The sequence below is a fragment of the Bacillus sp. 165 genome, from assembly GCF_017742235.1.
Lineage (GTDB): Bacteria > Bacillota > Bacilli > Bacillales > Bacillaceae_G > JAGHKQ01.
The window spans coordinates 107652-119847 of sequence record NZ_JAGHKQ010000001.1; the positions used below are offsets into that span (position 1 = coordinate 107652).

Annotated in this window: 12 protein-coding genes and 1 other RNA gene; 2 read left to right on the forward strand and 11 right to left on the reverse strand. The window is 38.8% G+C overall.

Annotated elements, in window-relative coordinates:
- Window positions 1-271: 271 nt before the first annotated feature.
- Window positions 272-817 carry an isoprenylcysteine carboxyl methyltransferase family protein gene (locus J7Q84_RS00585; protein ID WP_247739011.1) on the reverse strand — a complete coding sequence of 182 codons (546 nt, stop codon included), beginning with the start codon at window positions 815-817 and terminating at the stop codon, window positions 272-274.
- A 4-nt stretch (window positions 818-821) separates the two neighbouring features.
- Complete coding sequence (locus tag J7Q84_RS00590; protein WP_209092462.1) at window positions 822-1904, reverse strand: type III polyketide synthase; 1083 nt, start codon at window positions 1902-1904, stop codon at window positions 822-824.
- A gap of 273 nt (window positions 1905-2177) precedes the next feature.
- On the opposite strand from J7Q84_RS00590, the gene J7Q84_RS00595 reads away from it, so the two are divergent.
- Window positions 2178-3332, forward strand: a complete 1155-nt coding sequence (locus J7Q84_RS00595; RefSeq protein ID WP_209092464.1) for a DUF418 domain-containing protein — start codon at window positions 2178-2180, stop codon at window positions 3330-3332.
- A 110-nt stretch (window positions 3333-3442) separates the two neighbouring features.
- Here J7Q84_RS00595 and J7Q84_RS00600 read toward each other — a convergent pair whose 3' ends face one another.
- The 9 genes from J7Q84_RS00600 to J7Q84_RS00640 form a co-directional block, all read right to left on the reverse strand.
- Entirely contained in the window at window positions 3443-4945 is a 1503-nt protein-coding gene (locus J7Q84_RS00600; RefSeq protein WP_209092465.1) for a carboxypeptidase M32, read from the reverse strand.
- A gap of 88 nt (window positions 4946-5033) precedes the next feature.
- Window positions 5034-6974, reverse strand: a complete 1941-nt coding sequence (locus J7Q84_RS00605) for an ATP-dependent DNA helicase (RefSeq protein WP_209092466.1) — start codon at window positions 6972-6974, stop codon at window positions 5034-5036.
- Window positions 6975-7111: 137 nt separating this feature from the next.
- Window positions 7112-7303, reverse strand: coding sequence for a DUF3921 family protein (locus tag J7Q84_RS00610; RefSeq protein WP_209092467.1), 192 nt, complete (start codon window positions 7301-7303; stop codon window positions 7112-7114).
- A gap of 64 nt (window positions 7304-7367) precedes the next feature.
- Entirely contained in the window at window positions 7368-8507 is a 1140-nt protein-coding gene (locus J7Q84_RS00615; RefSeq protein ID WP_209092468.1) for a THUMP domain-containing class I SAM-dependent RNA methyltransferase, read from the reverse strand.
- Between the two features lie 122 nt (window positions 8508-8629).
- Window positions 8630-9019: RNase P RNA component class B (gene rnpB, locus J7Q84_RS00620), an RNA gene on the reverse strand.
- An 83-nt stretch (window positions 9020-9102) separates the two neighbouring features.
- Entirely contained in the window at window positions 9103-9429 is a 327-nt protein-coding gene (gpsB, locus tag J7Q84_RS00625) for a cell division regulator GpsB (protein ID WP_209092469.1), read from the reverse strand.
- 66 nt (window positions 9430-9495) lie between these two features.
- The gene (locus J7Q84_RS00630) at window positions 9496-10071 is read right to left on the reverse strand and encodes an SLOG family protein (protein ID WP_209092470.1); all 576 of its coding nucleotides are present in this window, start codon (window positions 10069-10071) and stop codon (window positions 9496-9498) included.
- Window positions 10072-10216: 145 nt separating this feature from the next.
- Window positions 10217-10747 (reverse strand): spore coat protein, encoded by a 531-nt coding sequence (locus J7Q84_RS00635; RefSeq protein ID WP_280635541.1) that lies wholly within the window; start codon window positions 10745-10747, stop codon window positions 10217-10219.
- 406 nt (window positions 10748-11153) lie between these two features.
- A complete protein-coding gene (locus tag J7Q84_RS00640; RefSeq protein WP_209092472.1) occupies window positions 11154-11747 on the reverse strand; it encodes a YppG family protein in 594 nt (197 codons plus the stop codon).
- 224 nt (window positions 11748-11971) lie between these two features.
- Here J7Q84_RS00640 and J7Q84_RS00645 point away from each other — a divergent pair, with 224 nt between their 5' ends.
- Entirely contained in the window at window positions 11972-12163 is a 192-nt protein-coding gene (locus J7Q84_RS00645) for a YppF family protein (protein WP_209092473.1), read from the forward strand.
- The last annotated feature ends 33 nt before the right edge of the window (window positions 12164-12196 follow it).

The following is a 12196-nucleotide window of genomic DNA, read 5'->3' on the forward strand; positions in this document are numbered from 1 at the left end:
TTTCTTTATTTTACTAAATTTTCATCATCTTCACATTAAGTAATGATAAAAAAACCTCTTCGTTTTCCATCACGAAGAGGTTTTCATAACAATTGCTTCATTATTGCTGTTCACCTGCTACTTGCTTTAACACATATTTCGTTAACAATCCATATGCCAGCACTGTGCCTGCAATAAAAGAATAAATCATAGTTCTGCACCGTCCATTCTGATAATGATTATCATTAGCTGCCTTCATTGTATCATTCAAGAGAACGATTATCAATATTAATTATGGCTTAAAACGAGAAATATTTTCAAATACTTCTCCATAATTTGTACGTGATGCCAACGCTTTTTCTTCTTCTTTTATGCGGACCGATAAAATAATTATGTTCAGCACACTAAACAAGCAGGCTGTTATGTATGCCTTGAACATAAAAGGAATAACAAAGAATTCGACCATCACGACTAAATAATTGGGATGTCTCATTAAACGATACGGACCTTTTTGCACAATATCCGCCTTTGGCACCACAAGAATTTTTGTATTCCAATAGTAGCCAAGTGAAGCAATCGCCCACACTCTCAAGAACTGCGCCGCTACAAATCCAGTCAATAAATAGGGCCAAATGAGTGAGAGTTGCTTATGAAACACCATCACTTCCCATACAGTTGAAACAAGGAAACAGATATGCAGCAGCACAATGTACTTATAATGCCGCTGGCCAAACTCTATCGCCCCTCTTTCTCTTGTCCACCGCTCATTACGCTTAGCAATGAACATTTCAATCATCCGCTGTAGAATAATAAAACCGATAAATAGAAAAAAAATCATCTCTTCACTCCCATCGCAGTAATACAAATTCAGAGCTGAACCCTGGTCCTAAAGCAGCCGCAACTCCCATGTCTCCTTTTTTTATATGTTTTTTCATACACTGATCCAATACATATAACACCGTAACAGAAGACATATTTCCATATTCCTGTAGCACCTGCAAAGCCTCTGCTGTCATGTCTTCCTCCATGCCAAGCGCTTCGTGATATGCTTCCAGTACTTTTTTTCCTCCCGGATGGGCAATGAAATGCTGAATATGCTGCATCGTCATGTTATGCTTTTGTAAAAAGCCTGCAATAGTAGGGCGGAGCCAGCTTTTAATAATAGTCGGTATATCTTTTGAAAAGATTACAAAGAGCCCTTCATTGCGAATGTCCCATCCCATCACATCTTCTGCATTTTTCATTAGAGTCGACTGCGAATCTACATAGTGAGGCAATGCTGAAAGCTTGCTTATAGCATCTGCTTCATCCCCGGCAATTAATACACAAGCAATTCCATCCGCAAACAGAGACGTTCCTATTAAATTACTCTTCGATGTATCGTTTCGCTGGAATGTTAAACTGCACAATTCTACTGCCAAAACCAGAACCTTTGCCTTCGGAAATGCTTTACAATATTCGAAAGCCCTAGATAAACCGGCGGCCCCTCCCGCACAGCCCAGTCCCCATATTGGAATTCGTTTTGTATGAGGAGAAAATGGAAGGATGTTCATGATTTTTGCATCGATAGTGGGAGTTGCCATTCCTGTAGAAGAGATAAAGAAAAACGCATCAATGTCTTCCGAGGAAACCGGCTCATGTAAGTAACAGCTGTTATGGAGGCAATTACGGATAGCCTCGCATCCATACTCCACAGCACATTCAATGTATGTATTATTTTTTTCTTCAAAGGAATGATCACATTCAAACCACGAGAGGTCCTTTGCAAAATGTCTTTTTTTGATTTGTCCATTTTCAAACACTTGCAGCAGTCTTTTCATATCTTTAAAAGCCCCTCCGAAGAGCTCCTTCGCAAAGGAAACAACCGTTTCCTGCGTAATTATATGCTCTGGAGGACAAATACCGACAGACATAATTTTAGGCATACTTTCACCTTCAATTTCCCATTTTTTCTTATATTTTCCTCTTCATCTATGGATTTTATTCTTAAAAACAAAAAAAAGCCCCTTAACTAAGGAGCTTCGCAATCTGTACTGCCGTTTTAAAGGAGTTCATTTGTTGTGCATTTCTATTATAACTCACTTCAGAAATGTTAACAGTATAAAAAAATGGAAATATCATTTGTAATTTTTGCTAATATTCATTGACTTCTAAATTTTCACCTGTGTATGATTTGTAAGAGTAAGGAGGCAAATACTATGAGTACATCTGCATTAGGAAACGAACGTATTTATAAAATCGATATGATACGCGGATTTGCTGTTTTCGGTATTTTTCTTGTCAACTGGCCATCTATGGTAGGAATCGAGTCATTGCTGGGAGAACGGACATACAGCGGGATGGATGCTTATTTCCGGTTATTTTACGATATGTTTATCCAAACGAAATTTTACACTATCTTTTCTTTTTTATTCGGACTTAGTTTTTATCTATTTATGATTCGTGCAACGACGCGCGTGAACAATGTAGCATGGTTATTTTCACGCCGATTATTCATTTTATTTTTATTTGGACTTTGCCATTTTGTTTTCCTCTGGTACGGCGATATTTTACATACCTATGCGATCGCTGGCTTCTTCTTACTTCCATTTTATCGCCGAAATCCAAAAATGATTCTCGTTTGGTCGATTATATTACTTTCTTTGTTTCAACTGTTAATGTTTCTTTTGTATCTCTCTCCGCTTCCTGCCAATGCGAATCATGAAATTATCGCTTATAATGCGATTGAGCAATGGACACAAGACATAAGATTTCGATTTCACTATTTTACAGGTGAAAATATCGTGACTAATATTATTTACTTGCCTGAAATATTAGGCTTGTTTTTGCTTGGACTGTATACTGGAAAAAAAGATATTTTCCGCCGAACAGACGAGCTCAGGAAATGGATTCGGACAGCTCAAATTATCTCCTTCATGCTGACTGTTCCAAGCTGGTATATGATTGCGTCTCACTTTATAACAAGCGGATACAATCCGACAACGGCTTTGCCATTCGTTATCTTGAGCGGAAAAACGCTGGCTTTCTTTTATGTCACTACTTTTCTGTTGATAACAGACCACGAAAAAGTAAAAAGGGTGCTCGTTCCCTTTCAATATGTTGGACGCATGGCCCTTACCAGTTATATAAGCCAGACTGTTATTACTACGTTTGCATTTGCGCTCCTATTTGAAAACACAGCAACTCTTCACTTATGGCAAGGAGCACTTTACTGCCTTGCTTTATACACCATACAGGCATTATTTTGCAAATGGTGGCTGAAGCAGTACCAGTTTGGTCCTTTGGAATATATATGGCGAGTAGGGACATATGGAAAAAGGCAATTGTTTAGAAGAAAAGAAAGCGACTCATAAAGTGAATCCTCCACAAGAGGCTATTTTCCTTTCTCCCGTGGAATGATAGATAAAAAAACGGAAGGAGATTCATCTCCTTCCCTCAGAATTGCGACTAGCGCGGATTTTCCTTATAAGTTATAGATTTCTTTATATTTACTCTCCAAATAATCCGCTAGATAGGCTGCATTAAGCCCTTCACCGGTTACATCCTGCAAAATCTCAAGCGGCTTTTTCATTTTTCCATATTGATGGATATTGGCAGTCAACCATTCACGAATAGGAGTAATATTGCCCGCTTGAAGCAATTCATCAAAATTCGGAATAACCTTTAGTATTGCATGTTTAAATTGAGCGGCATACATATACCCTAATGCATAGGATGGAAAGTACCCAAAGCTCCCTCCAGCCCAATGTACATCCTGCAATACTCCTTGCGCATCTGTTTCTGGACGGACGCCTAAATATTCTTCCATTTTGTCGTTCCAGATTTGCGGTAAATCTTGTACTTGTATATCTCCGTCAAATAATCCTTTTTCAATTTCATATCGAACCATCACATGTAACGGATACGTCAATTCATCTGCTTCGATCCGGATAAGAGAAGGCTTGGATTCATTGATTGCCTCATAAAACTCATCCAGTGATACATTATCAAATTGACCATTTGCATATTCTTTGAGCAAGTTATAGTTGTTCTTCCAAAACGATTTATTGCGGCCAATAAAATTTTCAAAAAATAATGACTGGGACTCATGAATTCCCATCGACGTACCATCACACAGCGGTGTCCCAACTAAATCGGACGAGATATTTTGTTCATATACTGCATGACCGCATTCATGAATCGTTCCAAACACAGCCGTACGAAAATCATGTTCATCGTACTTTGTCGTGATTCTGACATCCCCTGGATTTAATGTGATTGCAAATGGATGTACCGTTTCATCTAAGCGTCCTGCATCAAAATTGTAGTTCAACTGTTCTAGCAATGCCAAGCTGAATTGCTGTTGTTTCTCTTTAGAAAAGTACGCTGAAAATGGTTCTGTCTTTAATTCTTTGTTAGTTGCAGCAATTTGCTTGACAAGAGGAACAATTCGCTCACGGAGCTGACCAAATACTTCATCGAGTACCTTAACTGTCATCCCCGGCTCATACATATCTAAAAGAGTATCGTATTTATAGTCGTTGCTGCCCCAATATGTAATAAACTTTTTGTTGAATTCCACCAGTTTTTCTAAGTACGGCTGGAATAGTTGAAAATCTGAATCCGCCTTAGCCGTTTCCCAGATACTTTCAGCTTTCGCTTGCAGCTTCACATATTCTCGATATTCTTCTTCCGGTATTTTTTTATTGCGGTCATAATCCTTTCTGCACTCTTCCACCACTTTTTTTGTTTGATTGGATAGTGTACCTTCTTGTGCCAGTGCTTCCAACTCTTCTAAATACGTCAACATCTCGTTCGATGTTGACATATTGAATACTTCTGCAGAAAGCATACTAATCACTTCAGAGCGTTGCTCAACACCATTCTTCGGTGCACCTGTCCGCAAATCCCAATACAATAAATTCAGTGCTTCATTGTAGTTCATCATCTTATGAACGTAGGACAAAAATTTTTGTTCAGTCTCCATGACATTTCCCCCTTACCATCTTCTATGCTTCCTAAATTCCATCAAAAACAAAAAATCCCTTTAAAAATAAGCTTGGGAGACCCCAAGCTTATTTTATGACTTCCCCAGCAGTAGGCAGCGCATTTTCCACTGCGTTTACTACAACTTCACTTTCATCATCGTTCAGAAAAATAGAAATATACCCGCTGTCTTCAGAAGTTCGAATCAGTCTTCCTACCCCTTGTTTTAATCGTAAAATCATGTATGGCAAATCTACTTCTATAAATGGATTATTTGCCTGCTTTCGTTTCGCTTCGAATACTGGATCATTTGGAGGAAACGGCAGCGACCAGACAATTACGTGCGACAAAGAGGACCCAGGAATATCCAGCCCTTCCCATAAATGAACGGCACACAGAACCGTTTCTTCTTTTCTTTGAAACTGTGCCACTAGTTCACTGATTTCTTGATCTCCTTCGTATAAGAAGCTCACAGATGGCTGTTTTCTATCCATCTCTGCTTTAAATGCCTTCAGCTCTTCCTTTGTACGGAACAAAATCAATGTTCTGCCTTCTAGCTTAGCAATTTCGCTTAATATATACTCCACTTTCTTTTCAAATGCATGTTCTTTTGTATAGGTCGGAATTCTAATCTTCATCTGTTCCTCATATTCAAAAGGAGAAGCTACAGAAAAAGATAAATAATCTTCAATACCAAGACTTGCAGCCGTATACGTAAAACTTCCATTTTCAGATAGGGTAGCAGATGAGAAAATATACGGCATTTGCTTAGAAAATACTTGCTCCTGAAGCACTTCTTCTACTGCACGCGGCATGATAACAAGCGTAAGGCTATGATGTTCTCTCTCAACCCAGCTGATAACATTATTCTCGTGTATAAATAGACGGAGAGAGTGTTCCAGCATATCAAGATGCTCGTCAACAATTTTCAAATCATATTCCTCAATGGTATACATTTCACTCTCAAAAACAAGCGCATCTCCGATTTCAGAGACCTTACTGTACAATCGCTTTGCTGCGTTTAGTACATATTCTGTAAAAGTTAACTCCAACCGATCCGAACCCTGCACTTCTTTCGCGTTGACGCGAAGCATTTCAAAAAAACGGCTTCCCTCTTGTAAAGAATCTTCAATTAGTAAAGCAAACTCTTCTCGTACATCATTCTGCAGCAGCCTTGTCAAAAGCTCCTCTAGTGCGCTTTCTTTCAAACGATATGTGAGCGCTTTTTGTGCAGCATATTCCACAAGATGCCCCTCGTCAAAGACTACACAGCTGCTTTCTGGCAGCAATGGTATTTGTCCCTCTCGTTTCCTTGCATCATAGGTCCAAATATGCTCCATATAAAAGTCTTGTGAACAAATAATTAAATCCGTTGCCTTGCGGTAATGGTCACGAGACAGGGTTTGTCCACAGCGATGACGCTTTTCACATGTAAAACAATCTTGAAACGGGTCCCAGGAAACAGTTTCCCATTCATCATCACTCAAAAGAGGGTATTCTTTCCGGTCTCCATAATGATGGAACGTTTGCAAGGTACCATGTTCAAACACAAATTCAGGCAGGGCATCGTACGCATCTTCAATCGCTTCAGACGGATACCCCTCCATAATTTGATCTATTTTCTTTAAACATAAATAATTATCCATTGACTTTGCCAATCTAACATCAATATTCAAATTCAAAGCGCGTGAAAGTTTTGCAATATCCCCTTCCTCTTTCACAAGCTGTTCAATTAATGTTTCATCCGCACAAGCAATCAATGCAGGTTTCCCTGTGTAACGAGCGTAGCAAATCGCATACAGCAAATAGACAATCGTTTTTCCTGTACCAACACCCGCTTCAGCAAACATAACCTTCTTTTCTCGGAATGCCCGATCTAGCTGAAATGCCATAAATACTTGTTCATCCCGCAAATCGAAACCGGCTTCCGGCAAAATATCGTAAAACACATCTCCAATCCACTCGTTCAGCTTCTCAAAAAAATTATCCGTTTTCCCTACCTCAAACGGCAATCGTTCTCTTGTTACCATGCTCCCTTGACCTTCCCTTACATAAATTTATTCAATAATCCAGCTTCTCTCCTTACATGTAAGCTGCATTGTATCCTACTATAATCACACTTTGAAATTCTAAAAAAGGTAAAAAGTTTTCCTAGACGGAAAACTTTTTACTCTATTATAGACTGTAAATATTGTTTATCAATCAATGTTTTATGTGCCAAAGCTTGTAAATACTCCTCCTGCGCTGCTTGCAGTTCTTGAAAGGCGCTCTGCTTTACATGTTCATTGTTTGCCAAAATAGAATGTGAATGATGAATTGCCTTATAAATAATATCAAATTCAGAAAAATCCTGATTCATCCAAAACCCCTCCTCCAGGCCATATACATACTACACAGTATACGACGGCTGAAGAAATTTTATTCTATGCTTTTGGCGGACGCTTTCCAAAATATTGATAATAATCTGTGCGAATAAAACCGTTAAACAACTTACGCTTCTTTGATGCTTCTTTCCCATACCACTTTTCGAACTCCGGGAAGCTTGTGAGTACGTATGCTGACCAAGTATCTAATGGACGAAACGCATTGCCCATTTCTTGGTACAATTTTTCCACAAGAGGCTTTTCGCTTAATCGTTCTCCATATGGAGGATTCGCTACAATGTACCCATATTCCTCTTTTGTAGTAAAATCCTTCACCTGCATTTGCTTAAATGTGATCATATCTCCTAGACCCATTTCATCTGCATTGCTTTTCGCAATATTAATCATGCGATGGTCAATATCGTAACCAGAAATCGAAAGTGGCTGATCATAATTAGCCAAATCCTCAGCTTCTTCCTTCGCTCGATTCCAGTTCTCTTTACCAATCCACTCCCACTCGTCTGATGCAAATTCTCGATTAAACCCCGGTGCAATATTTTGACCAATTAATGCTGCTTCGATTGGAATCGTGCCAGAACCGCAAAAAGGATCTACAAATGGTCGATCTGCCTTCCAATTTGTAAGCAATATTAAGGAAGCTGCCAGCGTTTCCTTCAACGGTGCCTCTCCTTGTCCTACTCTGTATCCTCTCTTATGCAAACCCACACCGCTTGTATCAATCGTAATTGTTGCTATATCTTTCAACAATGCGACTTCAATTCGAAACAAAGGTCCTGTTTCGTCAAACCGTGTTGTTCTGTTATACGTACGACTCAACTTTTCCACAACCGCTTTTTTTACGATACTTTGACAATCGGATACACTAAAAAGCTTTGATTTCACAGATTTTCCAACAACAGGAAATTCAGCATTTTCAGGAAGATAATCTCCCCAATTTAACGCTTTAGTTTTCTCAAATAATTCATCAAAAGTAGTCGCTTTAAACTCTCCTACCTTTAACTTGACACGATCTGCAGTTCGAAGCCACAGATTTGTCCGGCAAATTGCTGTTTCATCTGCTTCAAATATCACTTTTCCATTATCTACTTGACAATTTTCATAGCCGAGGCTGCGAACCTCTCTTGCAACTAATGCTTCAATTCCCATAGCGGCCGTTGCAATCAACGTTACCTTACCCATTCTGCATTCTCCTAACAATTGGACTTCTCTACCATTTTAACTCAAGCGTATGTATCTAATACAATGAAAAAGCCCTCCTAATAAAAGGAGAGCTTGCTTATACGTTTCCAGCGTCCATAACGTTTTGTAAGCCATGTTCTGTACCTTCGTACTCCAAACGGTTGTTCACCTCGTACTCCGGTGGTAATCATCTATCTACAGATGCATAACATCTGTCCTTTTCCCTTGTTCATTTCCTTGGAAAAGGTGCCCCTACCATTATTTGGGTTTCTCGCTCGTGGGGTTTACCGCGTTCCACTCCCGTCATTTCTTCCGGGACTCCGTCACTGTGGCACTTTAAAGGTAGTCGAACCATATCCATTGAGGACTTAGGTCCTTTCCCTGCCGTTAGCCCAGTTGATACCAGACTACCCTAGCTTATTTATTGGCTAGGCACGAACACTACGACCATCTCAGGTCGTGCGAGCATGGACTTTCCTCTACAACTTACGTTGCAGCGATTACCCAAACGTTATTGAACTGATGAATATAAGTATAGTAAAAAAAAATATTTTACGCAACTTATTTTTTATGTAAATTAACTCCATCTAATCCATTAATCGTATAATTTACTTCCGAACACATGCTTTTCAAGATTGGACAGCCTTCTCAAAATATCTGGATTTGTATTTCCATATACAGGCGGTGCTGCAACCGGCTTTTGCGGTTGTGTGTCCACTGTTCTCTTTTGCTCTTCCATCTTCCGCTTCATTCGTACATTTTCTTGCTGCAGCTCTTCAATAATTTGATGAAATGTTTCATAGTCCTTTATTATATAATCTAAAAACTTATCTACCTCTTCTTGTTGATAGCCGCGTAAGCCTGTTTTAAATTCTTTTTCCAAAATTTCCTTTGCACTTAACTTTAATTTTTCAGAAAGCATTTCTTTCACCCCAAGTCTTTACCAAAACTTTCATTATTTAAATTTTTTCAGAAAGAACTCATTTTGTCAATACGAAGTCTCATTATTATTTCCTTTATTTTCCCATTTATTCCATTGCTCCTCTTCCACAATAGCCTGTATATCAGAAAATCGAATAAAATAGCATGGGTATGACTCTGTTTTCGATGCAAGATCAACCATATACTTAGGAGAACCTTCTTTTTCTTCATCATATACTACAAGAAGAGCATCACTTTTGTCTATGAAGAATTGATTTTTCAAACGAAATTGTAAGGGACTTTCATATGTTTTCTTTGTAATGCTGTCTACATGGTCTGCCTGTAAAAGAAGCTGCCTATAATAGGTTTGATTGTCTTCCTTCCAGTTTTGTTCTTGTCCTAAAAACGGAGTAAATACACCTAGTTTTAAATGAGGATATGTATGCTGTAAATCCAATACGACTTCCGCAGCCCACCACTCTACTCCTGGTTGCCCGCTTATAATGACCCACTCTGTCCCTTCTTCAATAAATGCTATCAATTGCTTTTCAATAGCCTTTTTTATGTATACAATTGCTTCATGCTTCTGTGAAAAAATACCCAACTCAAAAGGCTTATACCCAGTTATTGCCACAACTTTCATGCCTCTTTCCCCCGTTATTCCATAATATTAGCATAGACAGTACTTCTTTCTATTTTACCTTCCTACCCTATCCTATACATCGCAACCATATTACTGTTTCTAAGCAAATAAAAAAGCCTTGTAATTACAAGGCTTCTAAAAGTAATTATCTACCAAATGGTCTTGGTTGCATCATGTTGCCTTTCATAGCACCTGCTACCATAGGGTTAGCATTTGGTCCCATATTTCCTGTGGCAGCGCCTGCTACCATAGAATGCGGCATTCCTGTTGAAGCACCTGCCACTTGACCTGGAAATCCTCCTGGCATTCCTGGCATTCCTGGCATTCCTGGCATTCCTGTTGAAGCGCCTGCCACTTGACCTGGAAATCCTCCTAGCATTCCCGGCATTCCTGTTGAAGCGCCTGCCACTTGCGGTACTGGTCCTACACCTGGTACGTTTGTTTGTTGAACAGTTTGCCCAAAAGATTGTGTTTGCGGGAAGAAATGTTGGTTTTGAATCGTTTGATGATTGATAAACTTCGTATGAGTTGGGTGAATGTGTGGTACTACAGTTGTAGAAAACGTGTGAGTTTCACAATACTTAGTAGGATGCACAACTGGCGGAGCCATAGAAACTGGACCTGTAGCTGCAGGTGAAACAGCGCTTGGTCCTCCAAAACAAGGCTTACAAAACATGGTTTTTCTCCTCTCCATCATATATTTTCTTTACACTTTACAATATGATGAAAGAATGGTACATGACTAATGCAAATACCTATTATTAGGAGAAAATAGTGTACAAAATGTGTTTAAAACTCGTAAAAACCAAAAAAGTCAGTGTTATCATAGCAAAAAACATATACAAAATTGCCTTTCTCACGGTTACCTCTCCAATATATTATTATCTACACAAGGTATAATTTTAATGTGACAAGGAGAAGGAAACAATAATTTTTTTAACAGAAAATAAAATTTATAAATTCTGAATATTCATAACTTCAAAAATAACATTTCTACTATCCTCAAAAATGTAAATATGGCCACTTATAGGCAGTTTGCTAACAAAAAAGCGTGCACGGGGAATGCACGCACACGCTTCATTTTATTTAGCAAAAAACCCTCCCACTTGTTTGAAAATACCTGTTACCTGATTCATCGCATTCATCATTTGCCCGGCTGTTCCCATCACTTTATTGATATCATAATGTCCGTCAGACGTTTTAAATTGCGACATAATATTCGAAAATTGGCCTTGAGGCTGTTTCATATAATTATGCTTATTGGTCATGGGATAAGGAGTATTTGGACCCATAAAAGGAGTTTGTTGCGGTGGATAAAACATCGGCTGTTGGTTCATTGGCTGTTGTTGCGGTGGATAAAACATCGACTGTTGGTTCATCGGCTGCTGTTGCGATGGATAAAATCCCGACTGTTGGTTCATCGGCTGCTGTTGCGGTGGATAAAATCCCGATTGTTGGTTCATCGGCTGCTGCTGCGGTGGATAAAATCCCGACTGTTGGTTCATTGGCTGCTGCGGTGGAGACATCTGTTGCTGTTGTTGCTGGTCCATAAACGATATTTGAAACGGCTGGTAAAAATCTGTTTGATTTGTATAGTAAGGAGCGAACGGATACATATTGTACAGCAACTGCGAATCCCCTACATCTTGTTGCATTCCCCTAGGATTTGAATACATCTTTTCTCCCTCCTCTTTGCTGTTCTTCTACATATTAAAGTATGAAAAAAACCATATAGGTGTGTATTTACAAAGTATTCTTACATGAAAAAAGAATTATTTCTTACAAAAAAAAACGCAGGAGTTGTCTATAATTGTCGGAAGTTTAAATATTTAAAAATTAAAGAAAATAAACTTTTTCATGGTACGCTAGTATCATACTTCATATCAAGGGGGAAGTCAGGATGACATTAGGGGAATTACGAACTATTTTTTTCGGTATGAAGCAATATGAACCGGCTAATATAAATGAACTATTGGACTTTGCCGGCCAGATTTACTTAAAAGGAAACATTTGTCTATCCAAGTATCGCAATTTAATTCGCGAGCTGGAAGCGACAGGAGCAACAAAGCCAGATTATGCTTTAGAGACATGACCTTGCTCAATAAACAAACATACTAAATTTAAA